Genomic DNA, 16,000 nt, shown 5'->3' on the forward strand with positions numbered 1-16,000 from the left:
GCGTGCGCCGGAGCGTGTCCTCGGCCTGGCTACGATGGGTGGGCCGGACGGGCTGATCCGCCCGGCCGTCTGCCGCGCGTTCTGCGCCAGGCGGGTATCTGGGAGATCGGAGCGGCTGGGAAGGCCATGCTCAACAAATACGCGCGTGCCTTCTTCACACGTGTCCTGACCCCGTTCGCCGCGTTCCTGATCCGGCTGGGCGTGAGCCCGGACGCCGTGACGCTGATCGGTACCGCCGGCTCGGTGGCCGGTGCGCTGGTGTTCTTCCCGCGCGGGGAGTTCTTCTGGGGCACCATCACGATCACGCTGTTCATCTTCTCGGACCTGGTGGACGGGAACATGGCCCGCCAGCTGGGCCGGAGCACGAAGTGGGGGGCGTTCCTCGACTCCACCCTGGACCGGGTCGCCGATGCGGCGATCTTCGGCGGTCTGGCGATGTGGTACGCGGGCAAGGGTGACAACAACCTGCTCTGTGCGGTGGCGATCTTCTGCCTGGCGAGCGGTCTGGTGGTGTCGTACACGAAGGCGCGGGCGGAGAGCCAGGGCCTGCCGTGCGACGTGTCGGGGCTGGTGGAGCGGGCCGAGCGGCTGGTGGCCAGCCTGGTGGCGGCCGGGGTCGCGGGTCTGCACAAATTCGGTGTGCCGTACGTGGAGTGGCTGCTGCCGGTGGCGCTGTGGCTGGTGGCGGCGGGCAGCCTGGTGACGGTGTTCCAGCGGATGCTGACCGTGCGCCGGGAGGCGTTCGAGGCCGACCGAGCGGCGGCCGGGAGCTGATGGGGGGCGTCCTGCGGTGACGGACCGACTGGTGTACTGGGCGTACGCGCTGGGGTGGGGGCTGCTGAAGCACCTGCCGGAGCGGGTGGCCCGGGGGCTGTTCGACCGGCTGGCGGACTACGCGTGGCGCAAGCGCGGCAAGCGGGTGCTCCAGCTGGAGGCGAATCTGCGCCGGGTCCGTCCGGGCCTGGACGAGGCCGCGGTGCGGGAGTTGTCCCGGGCCGGGATGCGCTCGTACCTGCGGTACTGGATGGAGTCGTTCCGGCTGCCGGTGTGGAGCCGGGAGCGGGTGGCCCGGGACGTCCAGGTGGAGGGCTTCGAGCATCTGCGGGAGTCGTTGGAGGCAAGGCGGGGCGCGGTGATAGCGCTGCCGCACATGGGCAACTGGGACCTCGCGGGGGCCTGGGTGGCGCAGCAGGGCTACCCGTTCACCACCGTCGCGGAGCGGTTGAAGCCGGAGCGGCTGTTCGACCGGTTCGTGGCGTTCCGGGAGGGCCTGGGCATGGAGGTCCTGGCGCTGACCGGCGGTTCGGTGAACGTGATCGGCACGCTGGCGCGGCGGTTGCGCGAGGGCCGGCTGGTCTGCCTGGTGGGGGACCGGGACCTGTCGGAGGCGGGCATCGGGGTGTCGTTCTTCGGTGAGCCGACCCGGATGCCGGCCGGTCCGGCGGCGCTGTGCCAGCGCACCGGGGCGGCGCTGCTGCCGGTGACGCTCTGGTACGACGGCCCGGTGCTGCGGGCGCGGATCCATCCCGAGGTGCCGGTGCCCGAGGAGGGCGACCGCAAGGAGCGCACCCGGGTGATGACCCAGGCGATGGCGCAGCTGTGGGAGCGGAGCATCCGCGAGCACCCGCAGGACTGGCACATGCTGCAGAAGTTCTGGCTGGCAGACCTGCCGGTCCGTGAGACGGTGAAGGCGGCGCCCGCGGAGCGCGCGGAGGCGCTCCCGGAGCCCGCGGCCGAGGCCTCCGGGTCCTGAGCCGTTCCGTCCTGCCCGCACCACTGTCCGAAGGAGCTCGAGGAACCCGTGAAGATCGGCATCGTCTGCCCGTACGACTGGGACGTCCCCGGTGGGGTGCAGTTCCACATCCGGGACCTGGCCGAGCACCTGATCGGTCTGGGGCACGAGGTGTCGGTGCTGGCGCCGGCCGAGGACGACGAGGCGCTGCCGCCGTACGTGGTCCCGGCCGGGCGGTCGGTGGCGGTGCCGTACAACGGGTCGGTGGCGCGGCTGAGTTTCGGGATCCTGTCGGCGGCCCGGGTGCGGCGCTGGCTGCACGACGGGCGCTTCGACATCCTGCACGTGCACGAGCCGGCCGCGCCGAGTCTGTCGATGCTGGCCGCCTGGTCGGCGACCGGGCCGATGGTGGGGACCTTCCACACCTCCAACCCGCGTTCGCGGGTGATGATCGCGGCCTCGCCGATCCTCCAGCCGGGGCTGGAGAAGATGCGGGCCCGGATCGCGGTGTCGGAGTACGCCCGGCGCACCCTGGTGGAGCACCTGGGCGGGGACGCGGTGGTGATCCCGAACGGCGTGGACGTGGGGTTCTTCGCGGCGGCCGAGCCGGACGAGCGGTGGACCGGCGGCGCGGCGAAGGGGGAGCCGGGCACGATCGGCTTCATCGGCCGGATCAACGAGCCGCGCAAGGGCCTGCCGACGCTGCTGGCGGCGCTGCCGGGGATCCTGGCGGAGCGGCCGGGGGTGCGGCTGCTGGTGGCGGGCAAGGGCGACGAGGAGGAGGCCGTCGCGGGCCTGGCGCCCGAGGTGCGCCGGCAGGTGGAGTTCCTCGGCATGGTGAGCGACCGGGACAAGGCCCGGTTGCTGCGCAGCGTGGACCTGTACGTGGCGCCGAACACCGGGGGCGAGAGCTTCGGGATCATCCTGGTCGAGGCGATGTCGGCGGGCGCGCCGGTGCTGGCGAGCGATCTGGACGCGTTCAAGCAGGTGCTGGACGGCGGGGACGCGGGCGAGCTGTTCCCGGTGGAGGACGCGGACGCGCTGGCCCGTACGGCGCTGCGGCTGCTGGGTGATCCGGCGCGGCTGGAGGAGCTGCGGGAGGCGGCCTCGCGGCACGTGCGGCGGTTCGACTGGTCGACGGTGGGCGCGGACATCCTGGCGGTGTACGAGACGGTGACGGCCGGCGAGGCGGCGGTGGTCGAGGAGGACGTGCGCGGCGGGCGGCGTCGGTTCGGGCTGGCCCGGGACTGATCCGCCGCGGCGGTTCGGGCCGGTCCGGGACCGGTCCCGGGCGGCGGGCCGGGGTGCCGGTGGCGTTAGGGTCGGACGTCCGTACCACTGCGATCCACGGGGGCAACGATGCCGCAGATCTCCGTCGACTACTCGGCCGGCCTGGCCGGAACCTTCGACCGCCGGGGCCTCGGCCTGGCGATCAACCGGCTGGCGGAGGCGACGATCGACGCGAAGCCGGAGTCCTGCAAGACGGTGTTCCGGCAGGGCGAGGTGCTGGTGGTCGGTACCAGCGGGGCGGCCGCCGACGCCCAGGTGTTCGTGGAGTTCCAGATCTTCCCGGGCCGTTCGCCGGAGGCGAAGGCGGCGCTGAGCGAGGGTGTGCTGGCGCTGCTGGCGCAGTACGTCCGGCCGCGGCCGGGTACCCGGCTTTTCACGGCGGTGAACGTCGCGGACATCGACCGGGAGAGTTACCGGAGTGCGACCGCCCAGGGCTGAACCGGTGACACCCGGTAACGTAGCGGCCCGTGACTACCTGGATCTGGGCCGGCGTGGCCGTGGTGCTGTTCGGCATGTACCTGAGTTGGACGGCCGGTCGTCTGGACCGGCTGCACGCCCGGATCGACGCCGCGCGGGCGGCGCTGGACGCGCAGCTGGTCCGCCGGGCCTCGGTGGCGTTGGAGCTGGCGACGTCCTCGTTGCTGGATCCGGCGGCCTCGCTGCTGCTGCTGGACGCGGCGCACGCGGCCCGGCAGGCCGATGACGAGCAGCGCGAGGTGGCGGAGAGCCAGCTGAGCCTGGCGCTGCGGGCGGTGTTCGAGGAGCCGGAGCAGATGGCGGCGCTGGCGGCCGAGCCGGGTGGCGAGGACGCGGTTCGTGATCTGACGGCCGCGGTGCGGCGGGTGCCGATGGCCCGCCGGTTCCACAACGACGCGGTGCGGGCGGCCCGGGCGGTGCGCGAGCACCGGCTGGTGCGGTACTTCCGGCTGGCGGGCAAGGCGCCCTTCCCGCTGGCGTTCGAAATGGACGATGCCCCGCCGCCCGCTCTCACACCCGAAGGGGCACCTGCTTAAGGTGTCCCCCGGATACGGCCCGTTTGTCGTGTCCCGTCGTCCTGGCTGGACTTGGTGGCGCATGGTTGGGTCACCCGTTCTGCCTACCATAGGGCGATAGCACTGATTCATCTTCGAGTGAGGTCTCACGTGTCCACCACCCCCACCACCGCAGACCAGCCGCAGATCGGCACCGCCCGGGTCAAGCGCGGCATGGCCGAGCAGCTCAAGGGCGGTGTGATCATGGACGTGGTCAACGCCGAGCAGGCCAAGATCGCCGAGGACGCCGGCGCGGTCGCCGTCATGGCCCTGGAGCGGGTCCCCGCGGACATCCGCAAGGACGGCGGCGTGGCCCGCATGTCCGACCCGAACATGATCGAGGAGATCATCGCCGCGGTCTCCATCCCGGTGATGGCCAAGTCCCGCATCGGCCACTTCGTCGAGGCCCAGGTGCTCCAGTCGCTGGGCGTCGACTACATCGACGAGTCCGAGGTGCTGACCCCGGCCGACGAGGTCAACCACTCGGACAAGTTCGCCTTCACCACCCCCTTCGTCTGCGGCGCCACCAACCTGGGCGAGGCCCTGCGCCGCATCGCCGAGGGCGCGGCCATGATCCGCTCGAAGGGCGAGGCCGGCACCGGCAACGTCGTCGAGGCCGTCCGCCACCTGCGCCAGATCAAGAACGAGATCGGCCAGCTGCGCGCCCTGGACAACAACGAGCTGTACGCCGCCGCCAAGGAGCTGCGCGCCCCGTACGAGCTGGTCAAGGAGGTCGCCGAGCTCGGCAAGCTGCCGGTCGTGCTGTTCTCCGCCGGTGGCGTCGCCACCCCGGCCGACGCCGCGCTGATGCGCCAGCTGGGCGCCGAGGGCGTCTTCGTCGGCTCCGGCATCTTCAAGTCGGGCGACCCGGCCAAGCGCGCCGCCGCCATCGTGAAGGCCACCACCTTCTTCGACGACCCGAAGGTCATCGCGGACGCGTCGCGCAACCTGGGCGAGGCCATGGTCGGCATCAACTGCGACACCCTCCCGGAGACCGAGCGCTACGCCAAGCGCGGCTGGTAGTCGCCCGGTAGTCCTGGGCCGGCCCGCCGCAGCGCCTCGGCGCGCGGCGGGCCGCGCCACGTAGTCCGTCGTAACGATCGATAGAGGTTGAAGACCGTGAGCACTCCTGTCATCGGCGTCCTCGCCCTCCAGGGCGACGTCCGCGAGCACCTGGTGGCGCTGGCCGAGGCCGACGCGCTCGCCCGTCCGGTGCGCCGCGCCGAGGAGCTGGCCGAGGTCGACGCGCTGGTGATCCCCGGCGGGGAGTCCACCACCATGTCCAAGCTGGCGCTGCTGTTCGGCGTGATGGACCCGCTGCGCGAGCGGGTCGCCGCCGGGATGCCGGTCTACGGCACCTGCGCGGGCATGATCATGCTGGCGGACAAGATCCTGGACGGCCGCGAGGACCAGGAGACCGTCGGCGGCATCGACATGACGGTGCGCCGCAACGCCTTCGGGCGCCAGAACGAGTCCTTCGAGTCCGGGATCGACTTCACGGGCCTGGCCGACGCGCCGGTGCACGGCGTCTTCATCCGCGCCCCCTGGGTCGAGTCGGTCGGCGCGGGCGTCGAGGTGCTGGCCGAGCTGCCCGCCGCGGACGGCCCGGAGAGCCGGATCGTGGCGGTGCGCCAGGGCAACCTGCTCGCCACCTCCTTCCACCCGGAGCTGACCGGCGACCACCGGGTGCACGCGTACTTCGTGCGGATGGTCGAGGAGCACCTCGCCGGGGACGCGCGCTGACGGCGTCGACCACGCGCTGACCGTGTGCGCTTCACCGGTGACGACACCGGTAAGATCTCATCTGTTCATTTCCCTTTGGCGACGTAAAGGAGCTGGCGATGTCCGGCCACTCTAAGTGGGCTACCACCAAGCACAAGAAGGCCGTGATCGACGCCAAGCGCGGCAAGCTCTTCGCCAAGATGATCAAGAACATCGAGGTGGCGGCGCGCACGGGCGGTCCCGACCCGGCGGGCAACCCGACCCTCTACGACGCCATCCAGAAGGCCAAGAAGAGCTCGGTCCCGATCGACAACATCAACCGCGCCGTCAAGCGCGGTGGCGGTCTGGAGGCCGGCGGCGCCGACTACCAGACCATCATGTACGAGGGCTACGGCCCGAACGGCGTCGCGGTCCTGATCGAGTGCCTCACCGACAACCGCAACCGCGCGGCCTCCGACGTGCGCGTCGCGATGACCCGCAACGGCGGCTCGATGGCCGACCCGGGCTCGGTGTCGTACCTGTTCACCCGCAAGGGTGTCGTCATCGTCCCCAAGGCCGACGGCGTGGACGAGGACAAGCTGTTCGAGGTCGTCCTCGACCAGGAGCCGGAGGAGATCAACGACCTCGGCGACTCGTTCGAGATCGTCTCCGAGGCCTCGAAGATGGTCGCCGTGCGCACCGCGCTGGTCGACGCCGGCGTCGACTACGACTCGGCCGAGGCCAACTTCCTCCCCAGCATGCAGGTCGAGCTGGACGTCGACGGCGCCCGCAAGATCCTCAAGCTGATCGACGCCCTGGAGGACAGCGACGACGTGCAGAACGTCTTCGCCAACTTCGACATCTCCGACGAGGTCGGCGCGCAGCTCGACGCCGAGTGATCACCGCTCAGTGATCGTCGGTGAGTGACCGTTCTCACTGCCCGGCCCGGTGGTCTCTGGACCACCGGGCCGGTGTCGTCGGTCGGGTTGTCGGACCCGGGCGGTAGCCTGCGGAGGTCCTTCGTGGCGAGTGACAGGGAGACGGGCGAGTGGTGCGGGTACTGGGCGTGGACCCGGGGCTGACCAGGTGCGGGGTCGGCGTGGTCGAGGGTGCGCCGGGCCGGCCGCTGCGGATGGCCGGGGTCGGCGTGGTGCGCACCCCCGCCGAGGCCGAGATCGGGGAGCGGCTGCTCCAGGTCGAGCAGGGCATCGAGGCCTGGCTGGACGAGCACCGGCCCGACCTGGTCGCCGTCGAGCGGGTCTTCGCCCAGCACAACGTCCGCACCGTGATGGGCACCGCCCAGGCCAGCGCCGTCGCGATGCTCTGCGCCACCCGGCGCGGCATCCCCGTCACCCTGCACACCCCCAGCGAGGTCAAGGCCGCCGTCACCGGCTCCGGCCGGGCCGACAAGGCGCAGGTCACGGCCATGGTGCAGCGCCTGCTGCGGCTGGACGCGCCGCCCAAGCCGGCCGACGCCGCCGACGCGTTGGCGCTGGCCATCTGCCACATCTGGCGCGGCGGGGCGACCAACCGGCTGGAGGCCGCCGTCCGGGCCGCCCGCGCCACCCCCCGCTCCACTCCTCCGAAAGGCACCGTCCGATGATCGCCTTCGTGCAAGGGCCCGTGGCGGCCATCTCCTCCGGGACCGCGGTGGTCGAGGTCGGCGGGGTGGGCATGGCCGTGCAGTGCACCCCGAACACGCTGGCCGGGCTGCGGCTGGGCGAGCCGGCCCGGCTGGCCACCTCGCTGGTGGTCCGGGAGGACTCGCTGACCCTGTTCGGCTTCGCGGACGACGACGAGCGCGGCGTGTTCGAGATCCTCCAGGCCGCGCCCGGCGTCGGCCCCAAGCTCGCGCAGGCGATCCTCGGGGTGCACAGCCCCGACGCGCTGCGCGCCGCGGTCGCGGGCGGCGACGAGAAGGCGCTGGTCGCGGTGCCGGGCATCGGCAAGGCCAAGGCGGCCAAGCTGCTGCTGGAGTACAAGGACAAACTCGGCGCCCCGCACGGCGCCGTCCCGGCGCAGAAGCCGATCGCCACCGGCCCGGCGCCGTGGAGCGATCAGCTGCACTCCGCGCTGACCGGCCTCGGGTACGCCCCGCGCGAGGCGGACGAGGCGGTCGCGGCCGTCACCCCGGAGGCCGAGGCGCAGGCGACGCCGGACGTCGGCGCCCTGCTCAGGCTCGCCCTGCGCGGCCTCAACCGGGCCCGCTGACCATCTGACGATCTGTCCATTTGTCGATACTGGAGACTCTGGAGCCCGCGACGATGTACGACCCGGAACCCGCCGACCGGCTGGTCACGGCCGCCGCCGACGGTGAGGACCAGGCGGTGGAGGCGGCGCTGCGCCCCAAGCTGCTGGACGAGTTCATCGGCCAGGAGCGGGTGCGCGAGCAGCTGTCGCTGGTGCTCCAGGCCGCCCGCAAGCGCGGCAGCGCGCCCGACCACGTGCTGCTGAGCGGGCCGCCCGGGCTCGGCAAGACCACCCTGTCCATGATCATCGCCGCCGAGCTGGGCGCGCCGATCCGGATCACCTCCGGCCCGGCCATCCAGCACGCCGGGGACCTCGCGGCGATCCTCTCCTCGCTCACCGAGGGCGAGGTGCTCTTCCTCGACGAGATCCACCGGATGTCCCGGCCGGCCGAGGAGATGCTCTACATGGCGATGGAGGACTTCCGGGTCGACGTCATCGTCGGCAAGGGCCCGGGCGCCACCGCCATCCCGCTGGAGCTGCCGCCGTTCACCCTGGTCGGCGCCACCACCCGGGCCGGCCTGCTGCCCCCGCCGCTGCGCGACCGCTTCGGCTTCACCGGGCACATGGAGTTCTACGCCCCGGCCGAGCTCCAGCGGGTGGTGCACCGCTCGGCCGCGCTGCTGGACGTGGAGATAGACCCGGCCGGCGCGGCCGAGATCGCCGGGCGCTCGCGCGGCACCCCGCGCATCGCCAACCGGCTGCTGCGCCGGGTCCGCGACTACGCCCAGGTCCGGCACGACGGGCAGGTCACCGTCGAGATCGCCGCCCAGGCGCTGGACGTCTACGAGGTGGACGCCCGCGGCCTGGACCGGCTGGACCGCGCGGTGCTGGACGCGCTGCTGCGGCTGTTCGGCGGCGGTCCGGTCGGCTTGTCGACACTGGCGGTCGCCGTGGGGGAGGAGTCCGAGACGGTCGAGGAGGTCGCCGAGCCGTTCCTGGTCCGCGAGGGCCTGCTCGCCCGCACCCCGCGCGGCCGGATCGCCACCGCCGCGGCCTGGCAGCACCTTGGTCTGACCCCACCGGTCCAGACCGTCCGCGGACGTGTTCCGGCGCAACCGGAGCTGCTCCCCGCCGAGGAAAGTTGACCGCCATCGGCTGAACGGGTGAGTCGGTCCGGTCGGTTCCCACCCGGCGCTTCCGTGGTGGCACACGGAGGAGCCGGGAGTGAGGTCCGGGGAAACTGTGCAGGCGGAGGCTCGCCACTTTCGGTGGCAGGATGCGATGCTTGGCGTTGTCCGATCGATTCGGGGTCGCCTAGACTCCGCCGGACCGCCCCTCTCACCTGACGGGCCGACCAATACCACACAGGCCGCCGGCCGGCGGCCCGTAAAGGACCCTGGCTGCAGTGAACCTCATCATCCTTCTCCTCCCGATCATCGCGATCGTGCTCATGTTCCGGTCGCAGAAGAAGCGCCAGTCGCAGATGCAGCAGATGCAGACCGCGCTGGAGCCGGGGGCCGGTGTGCGCACCATCGGCGGTCTTTACGCCCAGGTGAAGGCGGTCAACGACGAGACCGTCGAGCTGGAGATCGCGCCCGGCGTGGTCACCCACTTCACCAAGAGCGCCATCGCGGCCGTCCTGGACCCCCAGGAGTACGACGCGATCATCAACGGCCGCCCCGCCGATGACGAGCTGCCCGAGCCGGAGGCCGCCGACGCCGAGCCGGTCGAGGACAAGCCGCTGTCGCTCAGCAAGGACGGTGCCGAGAAGGGTGACGTCGAGGGCGGGGCTCCCGCGAGCAAGTAGTACGGACGGGCAACCCGCCCGGCCGCGCGGCGCAGTGCCGCGAGCCCACAGGACCTCAGGGCCGCAGAACCGCCGGACCCCTGTCCCGCCACGAGCCGGACGGGGGTCCGGTCGGGGAAGTGGCATGGACAGGGAGAAACGAGCAAGGTGGCAACACCCAAGTCGCGCCCGCGCGACGGCTACCCAGGGCGGGCGCTGGCCCTCATCCTGGTCGTCACCGTCGGACTGGTCGCCCTCATGTTCGGGACGGGCACCACCAAGCCCAGGCTCGGGATCGATCTCGCCGGTGGCACCAGCATCACGCTGACCGCGAAGTCGACCGATCCCAAGGCGATCAGCAAGTCCAACATGGACATCGCCACCGGGATCATCGAGCGCCGCGTCAACGGCATGGGTGTCTCCGAGGCGGAGGTCCAGACCCAGGGCGACAACACGATCATCGTGAACATCCCCAAGGGCGGAAACCAGCAGAACGCGGCGGACCAGGTGGGCACCACCGCCAAGCTGTTCTTCCGTCCGGTCCTGGCCGTGGCGCCCAGCGGCGTCACCGCTCCGCTGCCGACCGGAACCCCGTCCGCGGGCGCCACCGGCACCCCGGGGGCGACCCCGTCCGCCCCCGCGACCGGCAGCCCGTCCGCGAGCGCCACCAAGCAGGGCCGCCCCGCGAGCGAGGCCCTGGCTGCCGAGGGCGCCAGCCCGACCGCCGCCGCCACCGGCGCGAGCACCGCGCCCTCCGCCGCCGCCACCGGCGCCCCGAGTGCCGCGGCCACCCCGCCGAGCGCCGCCGACCTCACCGCCGCGATGACCCAGGGCACCGTGCCGCCGGAGCTGACCGCCGCGTTCGCCGCCCTGGACTGCTCCAAGCCCGAGGTCCGCACCGCCCAGACCGGCGCCGATGACAAGGCCGTCGTCGCCTGCTCGCAGAAGCCCGAGAACGGCTACTACGAGAAGCTCGCCCTCGGCCCCGTCGCCGTGAAGGGCTCGGACGTCTCCAAGGCCCAGCCGAGCCTCGACACCCAGTCGGGTGCGGGCTGGCAGGTCCAGCTGCAGTTCAACGGCACCGGCACCGACGACTTCACCAAGATCACCGGCCAGCTCGCCACCCAGGCCCCGCCGAACAACCAGTTCGCGATCGTGCTGGACAACCAGGTCGTCTCGCACCCCGAGGTCAAGAACGCGATTCCCGGCGGCAGCGCCGTGATCACCGGCCGGTTCACCCAGACCGAGGCGCAGGACCTGTCCAACGTGCTCGGCTACGGCGCCCTGCCGCTGGAGTTCGTCAAGAGCGACATCACCACCGTCTCCCCGGCGCTCGGCAGCGACCAGCTCAAGGCCGGCCTGGTGGCCGGCGCGATCGGCATGCTGCTGGTGGTCGCCTACTCGCTGGTCTACTACCGCGGCCTCGGCCTGGTCTCGATCGCCGGTCTGCTCGTCTCGGCGGCCCTGACCTACTCGATCATGAGCCTGCTCGGCAATGCGATCGGATTCGCGCTGAACCTGCCGGCGGTCTGCGGTGCGATCGTCGCGATCGGCATCACGGCGGACTCCTTCATCGTGTACTTCGAGCGCATCCGCGACGAGGTCCGCGAGGGCGCCCCGCTGCGCCCGGCGGTCCAGCGGGCCTGGCCGCGCGCCCGGCGCACCATCCTGGTCTCGGACTTCGTCTCCTTCCTCTGTGCCGCCGTGCTCTACGTGGTCTCGGTCGGCAAGGTCCAGGGCTTCGCGTTCACCCTGGGTCTGACCACGGCGCTCGACGTCGTGGTGATCTTCCTCTTCACCAAGCCGCTGATCACGCTGCTGGCCCGCCGCAAGTTCTTCCTGAACGGCCACCCGTGGTCCGGCCTGGACCCGAAGCGGCTGGGCGCCCGCCCGCCGCTGCGCAGCAGCCGTCGCCGTAACCCCTCCTCTGCCGCCGTGAAGGAGGCCTGACACCGTGTCACGCTTCTCCAACCTGGGCCACCGGCTCTACCAGGGTGAAGTCAGCTTCGACTTCGTCGGACGCCGCAAGCTCTGGTACTCCATCTCCGGCGTGATCGTGCTGGTCGCGGCGATCGGCCTGTCCATGGGCCTGCACCTGGGCATCGAGTTCAAGGGCGGCTCGGTCTACACCGTGGCCAAGCCCGGCCTGACGGTCTCCCAGGCACAGGAAACCGCGGACGGGGTCGTCTCCTCGCACCCGCTGGTGCAGTCGACCGACAACGGCAAGATCCGCATCCAGGTCAGCACCGAGGAGTCGAAGAGCTCCGACCAGATCCGCGCCGAGCTCTCGCAGAAGCTCGACGTGCCGCTGGACACCGTCGAGGCCCAGGTGATCGGCCCCAGCTGGGGCAAGCAGATCTCCCAGAAGGCACTCACCGGTCTGATCGTCTTCATGGTCCTGGTGACGGTCTACCTGGCGATCGCCTTCGAGTGGCGGATGGCGGTGTCCGCCCTGGTCGCCCTCATCCACGACCTCCTGATCACCATCGGCGTGTACGCCCTGGTGGGCTTCGAGGTCACCCCGGGTACGGTGATCGGCTTCCTGACCATCCTCGGGTACTCGCTCTACGACACGGTCGTCGTCTTCGACACCGTGAAGGAGAACACCAAGAACCTCACCAAGCAGAACAAGCTCACCTACAGCGAGGCCGCGAACGCGGGCCTCAACCAGACCCTGGTGCGCTCGCTCAACACCACCGTGGTGGCACTGCTTCCGGTCGCCGCACTGCTGTTCATCGGTGGCGGCCTCCTGGGCGCCGGCACCCTGAACGACATCTCGCTCGCGCTGTTCATCGGCCTCGCGGCCGGTGCCTACTCCTCGATCTGCGTCGCCACCCCGCTGCTGGCGCAGCTCAAGGAGGAGCAGCCGGAGATGAAGGCGCTGCGCAAGCGGGTCCTCCAGCACCGCGCCGCCGCGGCCGCCAAGGCCGAGGCCGCGGACGAGGAGCCGACGGGCGAGGAGCAGCCTGCGGGTATGGTCGGACAGCGTGGCCGCACGGCCGGCACCTCCCGTGCCAAGGGCCGTCCGTCCACCAAGCGCTGACCCCGACCACGACCCCGGGGCCCCACCAGACCGTGAAGGACACCACCGTGACCACCGCCGACACCGCACTGGCCGAGCTGCTGAACAGCCGGATCCGGGACGTCCCGGACTACCCGAAGCCGGGTGTGCTGTTCAAGGACATCGCGCCGCTGCTCGCCGACGCCGAGGCCTTCGGCGCCCTCACCCGGGCGCTGGCGGACCGGGCCGCGGAGCTCGGTGCGACCAAGGTGGTGGGCCTGGAGGCGCGTGGCTTCGTGCTGGCGGCCCCGGCGGCCTTCGCGGCCGGGCTCGGCTTCGTGCCGATCCGCAAGCAGGGCAAGCTGCCCGGCGAGGTGTTCCGGCGCTCGTACGAGCTGGAGTACGGCTCGGCGACGCTGGAGGTGCAGTGCGACGCCTTCGCGCCCGGTGAGCGGGTGCTGGTGGTGGACGACGTGCTGGCCACCGGTGGCACCATCGGCGCCTCGCTGGACCTGGTGAAGGAGGCCGGGGCCGAGCTGGCGGGCGTCGTGGTGCTGATGGAGCTGGGCTTCCTGGACGGCCGCGAGCGGCTGGCCGGGCACCTGGGCGGCGCTCCGCTGGAGACGCTGGTCACGGTCTGACGGATCCGTCAGGAGGACGGCGGTCGGAACATCCGACCGCCGTCCTTCCGTTTCCTGGCCCGGCCGGATGAACACCCCGGCGCCGGGCTCGGTACCATGAAGATTCATCCCCTCCCGGTTGTCCCCGAACGTCCGGGCCCCGGCAGGGGCCGGCCCCGGTGCCCCGAGGAGTTGTCCTTGCCCGACGAGGTTGTGCCCACGGCCGCAGCGGCCGCCCCCGAAGACCGTCCCACGCCCTCGGGGGCCACCCCGGCACGCCCGGCGCCGACCTCCTCGCGTTCGCTCGGCCCCTCCGGCCGCGGTTCCACCGGCGGTATGCGCGCCCGCCTGGCCCGCCTCGGCGGCCAGCGCTCCAGCGTGCTGAACCCCGTCCTGGAGCCGCTGTTCCGCTCGATCCGGGCGAACGACCCCAAGGCCGACCCGGCGCTGCTGCGCGACATCGAGAAGGCGTACGCGGTGGCCGAGAAGTGGCACCGCGGACAGAAGCGCAAGAGCGGCGACCCGTACATCACCCACCCGCTGGCCGTCGCGACGATCCTGGCCGAGCTCGGCATGGACGCCCCGACCCTGATGGCCGGGCTGCTGCACGACACCGTCGAGGACACCGACTACGGCCTGGAGACCCTGCGCAAGGACTTCGGCGACTCGGTGGCCCTGCTGGTGGACGGCGTCACCAAGCTGGACCGGGTCAAGTTCGGCGAGGCCGCGCAGGCCGAGACCGTCCGCAAGATGGTCGTGGCGATGGCCAAGGACCCGCGGGTCCTGGTGATCAAGCTCGCCGACCGCCTGCACAACATGCGCACGATGCGCTACCTCAAGCGGGAGAAGCAGGAGAAGAAGGCCCGCGAGACGCTGGAGATCTACGCCCCGCTGGCGCACCGGCTGGGTATGAACACCATCAAGTGGGAGCTGGAGGACCTCGCCTTCGCGATCCTCTACCCCAAGATGTACGACGAGATCGTCCGGCTGGTCGCCGAGCGCGCCCCCAAGCGGGACGAGTACCTGGCGACCGTCATCGACCAGGTCCAGGCGGACCTGCGCGGCGCCCGGATCACCGCCTCCGTCACCGGCCGGCCGAAGCACTACTACTCGGTCTACCAGAAGATGATCGTCCGGGGCCGGGACTTCGCCGAGATCTACGACCTGGTGGGCATCCGGGTCCTGGTCGACACCGTCCGCGACTGCTACGCGGCGCTGGGCACCATCCACGCGCGGTGGAACCCGGTGCCGGGGCGGTTCAAGGACTACATCGCGATGCCCAAGTTCAACATGTACCAGTCGCTGCACACCACGGTGATCGGTCCCGGGGGCAAGCCGGTCGAGCTGCAGATCCGCACCTTCGACATGCACCGGCGGGCCGAGTACGGCATCGCCGCGCACTGGAAGTACAAGCAGCGCGCGGTGGCCGGGGCGTCCAAGGTCCGCACCGACACGCCGACCCAGGTCCGCAAGGAGGACAAGGCCGGCGCCGTCAACGAGATGGCCTGGCTGCGGCAGCTGCTGGACTGGCAGAAGGAGACCGCCGACCCGGGCGAGTTCCTGGAGTCGCTCCGCTTCGACCTGGCCAGCAACGAGGTCTTCGTCTTCACCCCCAAGGGTGACGTGATAGCCCTGCCGGCCGGGGCCACCCCGGTCGACTTCGCCTTCGCGGTGCACACCGAGGTCGGCTACCGGACGATAGGCGCCCGGGTCAACGGGCGGCTGGTGCCGCTGGAGTCGACCCTGGAGAACGGCGACACCGTCGAGGTCTTCACCTCCAAGGCGGAGAACGCCGGACCCTCCCGGGACTGGCTGGGCTTCGTCAAGTCCCCGCGTGCCCGCAACAAGATCCGCGCCTGGTTCTCCAAGGAGCGCCGCGAGGAGGCGATCGAGCACGGCAAGGAGGCGATCGTCCGGGCGATGCGCAAGCAGGGCCTGCCGATCCAGCGGATCCTGACCGGCGACTCGCTGGTCACCCTGGCCCACGAGATGCGCTACCCCGACATCTCCTCGCTCTACGCCGCGATCGGCGAGGGCCACGTCGCCGCGCCGAACATCGTGCAGAAGCTGGTGCAGGCGCTCGGCGGCGAGGAGGGGGCGACCGAGGACCTGGCGGAGACCGCCACCCCGACCCACGACAACCGCCGCGCGGTGCGCCGCCGGGCCAAGGGCGACCCGGGCGTGATCGTCAAGGGCGTCGAGGACGTCTGGGTCAAGCTCTCCCGCTGCTGCACCCCGGTGCCCGGCGACCCGATCGTCGGCTTCGTGACCCGCGGCAACGGCGTCTCGGTGCACCGCGCCGACTGCGTCAACGTGGAGGCGCTGAGCCAGCAGCCGGAGCGCATGATCGACGTCGAGTGGGCGGCCACCCAGTCCTCGGTCTTCCTGGTGGCCATCCAGGTCGAGGCGCTGGACCGCTCCCGGCTGCTCTCGGACGTCACCCGGGTGCTCTCCGACCAGCACGTCAACATCCTGTCGGCGGCGGTGCAGACCTCCCGGGACCGGGTGGCGATGAGCCGCTTCACCTTCGAGATGGGCGACCCGAAGCACCTGGGCCACGTGCTCAAGGCGGTGCGCGGCGTCGAGGGCGTGTACGACGTCTACCGCGTCACCTCCGCCCGCAAGTAGCGCGCGGGTACGCGGAAGGCC

The 16,000-nt window shown here is 71.6% G+C and carries 16 protein-coding genes; all 16 read left to right on the forward strand.

Going from position 1 to position 16,000, the window contains the following annotated elements:
• The first annotated feature begins 126 nt into the window (after positions 1-126).
• The 16 genes from pgsA (at position 127) to ACFVVA_RS22410 (ending at position 15,979) form a co-directional block, all read left to right on the forward strand.
• Positions 127-774, forward strand: coding sequence for a phosphatidylinositol phosphate synthase (gene pgsA / locus ACFVVA_RS22335; protein ID WP_224278759.1), 648 nt, complete (start codon positions 127-129; stop codon positions 772-774).
• Between the two features lie 16 nt (positions 775-790).
• Entirely contained in the window at positions 791-1,753 is a 963-nt protein-coding gene (locus ACFVVA_RS22340; protein ID WP_387691916.1) for a phosphatidylinositol mannoside acyltransferase, read from the forward strand.
• A 48-nt stretch (positions 1,754-1,801) separates the two neighbouring features.
• Positions 1,802-2,983, forward strand: a complete 1,182-nt coding sequence (locus ACFVVA_RS22345; RefSeq protein WP_387691918.1) for a glycosyltransferase family 4 protein — start codon at positions 1,802-1,804, stop codon at positions 2,981-2,983.
• A 108-nt stretch (positions 2,984-3,091) separates the two neighbouring features.
• Positions 3,092-3,460 (forward strand): 5-carboxymethyl-2-hydroxymuconate Delta-isomerase, encoded by a 369-nt coding sequence (locus ACFVVA_RS22350; RefSeq protein WP_387691919.1) that lies wholly within the window; start codon positions 3,092-3,094, stop codon positions 3,458-3,460.
• 29 nt (positions 3,461-3,489) lie between these two features.
• Positions 3,490-4,035: a hypothetical protein gene (locus ACFVVA_RS22355; RefSeq protein ID WP_359914514.1), complete on the forward strand. Its 546-nt coding sequence runs from the start codon at positions 3,490-3,492 to the stop codon at positions 4,033-4,035.
• A 129-nt stretch (positions 4,036-4,164) separates the two neighbouring features.
• Positions 4,165-5,076, forward strand: coding sequence for a pyridoxal 5'-phosphate synthase lyase subunit PdxS (pdxS, locus tag ACFVVA_RS22360; RefSeq protein WP_359914516.1), 912 nt, complete (start codon positions 4,165-4,167; stop codon positions 5,074-5,076).
• A 96-nt stretch (positions 5,077-5,172) separates the two neighbouring features.
• Complete coding sequence (gene pdxT, locus ACFVVA_RS22365; protein ID WP_359897475.1) at positions 5,173-5,796, forward strand: pyridoxal 5'-phosphate synthase glutaminase subunit PdxT; 624 nt, start codon at positions 5,173-5,175, stop codon at positions 5,794-5,796.
• 98 nt (positions 5,797-5,894) lie between these two features.
• Positions 5,895-6,653 (forward strand): YebC/PmpR family DNA-binding transcriptional regulator, encoded by a 759-nt coding sequence (locus ACFVVA_RS22370; RefSeq protein ID WP_049651428.1) that lies wholly within the window; start codon positions 5,895-5,897, stop codon positions 6,651-6,653.
• Between the two features lie 152 nt (positions 6,654-6,805).
• Entirely contained in the window at positions 6,806-7,357 is a 552-nt protein-coding gene (ruvC, locus tag ACFVVA_RS22375; RefSeq protein WP_359897479.1) for a crossover junction endodeoxyribonuclease RuvC, read from the forward strand.
• A complete protein-coding gene (ruvA, locus tag ACFVVA_RS22380; RefSeq protein ID WP_359897474.1) occupies positions 7,354-7,965 on the forward strand; it encodes a Holliday junction branch migration protein RuvA in 612 nt (203 codons plus the stop codon). Before ruvC ends, ruvA begins: the two co-directional genes overlap by 4 nt.
• 53 nt (positions 7,966-8,018) lie before the next feature.
• A complete protein-coding gene (gene ruvB / locus ACFVVA_RS22385) occupies positions 8,019-9,089 on the forward strand; it encodes a Holliday junction branch migration DNA helicase RuvB (protein ID WP_387692087.1) in 1,071 nt (356 codons plus the stop codon).
• A 260-nt stretch (positions 9,090-9,349) separates the two neighbouring features.
• Positions 9,350-9,751, forward strand: a complete 402-nt coding sequence (gene yajC / locus ACFVVA_RS22390; protein ID WP_387691922.1) for a preprotein translocase subunit YajC — start codon at positions 9,350-9,352, stop codon at positions 9,749-9,751.
• A 147-nt stretch (positions 9,752-9,898) separates the two neighbouring features.
• Positions 9,899-11,680 (forward strand): protein translocase subunit SecD, encoded by a 1,782-nt coding sequence (gene secD, locus ACFVVA_RS22395; protein WP_387691923.1) that lies wholly within the window; start codon positions 9,899-9,901, stop codon positions 11,678-11,680.
• 4 nt (positions 11,681-11,684) lie between these two features.
• Positions 11,685-12,773, forward strand: coding sequence for a protein translocase subunit SecF (gene secF, locus ACFVVA_RS22400; protein ID WP_387691925.1), 1,089 nt, complete (start codon positions 11,685-11,687; stop codon positions 12,771-12,773).
• A 47-nt stretch (positions 12,774-12,820) separates the two neighbouring features.
• Positions 12,821-13,372 carry an adenine phosphoribosyltransferase gene (locus ACFVVA_RS22405; protein WP_359897469.1) on the forward strand — a complete coding sequence of 184 codons (552 nt, stop codon included), beginning with the start codon at positions 12,821-12,823 and terminating at the stop codon, positions 13,370-13,372.
• Positions 13,373-13,468: 96 nt separating this feature from the next.
• A complete protein-coding gene (locus tag ACFVVA_RS22410) occupies positions 13,469-15,979 on the forward strand; it encodes a RelA/SpoT family protein (protein ID WP_380351201.1) in 2,511 nt (836 codons plus the stop codon).
• Positions 15,980-16,000: the final 21 nt, after the last annotated feature.

It is taken from the genome of Kitasatospora sp. NPDC058048 (genome assembly GCF_042885555.1).
Classification (GTDB): Bacteria; Actinomycetota; Actinomycetes; order Streptomycetales; family Streptomycetaceae; genus Kitasatospora; species Kitasatospora lactacystinica.

Bases quoted from the DNA above. Each gene is read 5' to 3' on its own strand.
- pgsA (WP_224278759.1), top strand. From the start codon at position 127: ATGCTCAACAAATACGCGCGTGCCTTCTTCACACGTGTCCTGACCCCG.
- ACFVVA_RS22350 (WP_387691919.1), top strand. From the start codon at position 3,092: ATGCCGCAGATCTCCGTCGACTACTCGGCCGGCCTGGCCGGAACCTTC.
- ACFVVA_RS22370 (WP_049651428.1), top strand. From the start codon at position 5,895: ATGTCCGGCCACTCTAAGTGGGCTACCACCAAGCACAAGAAGGCCGTG.
- ruvA (WP_359897474.1), top strand. From the start codon at position 7,354: ATGATCGCCTTCGTGCAAGGGCCCGTGGCGGCCATCTCCTCCGGGACC.
- ruvB (WP_387692087.1), top strand. From the start codon at position 8,019: ATGTACGACCCGGAACCCGCCGACCGGCTGGTCACGGCCGCCGCCGAC.
- ACFVVA_RS22410 (WP_380351201.1), top strand. From the start codon at position 13,469: ATGAAGATTCATCCCCTCCCGGTTGTCCCCGAACGTCCGGGCCCCGGC.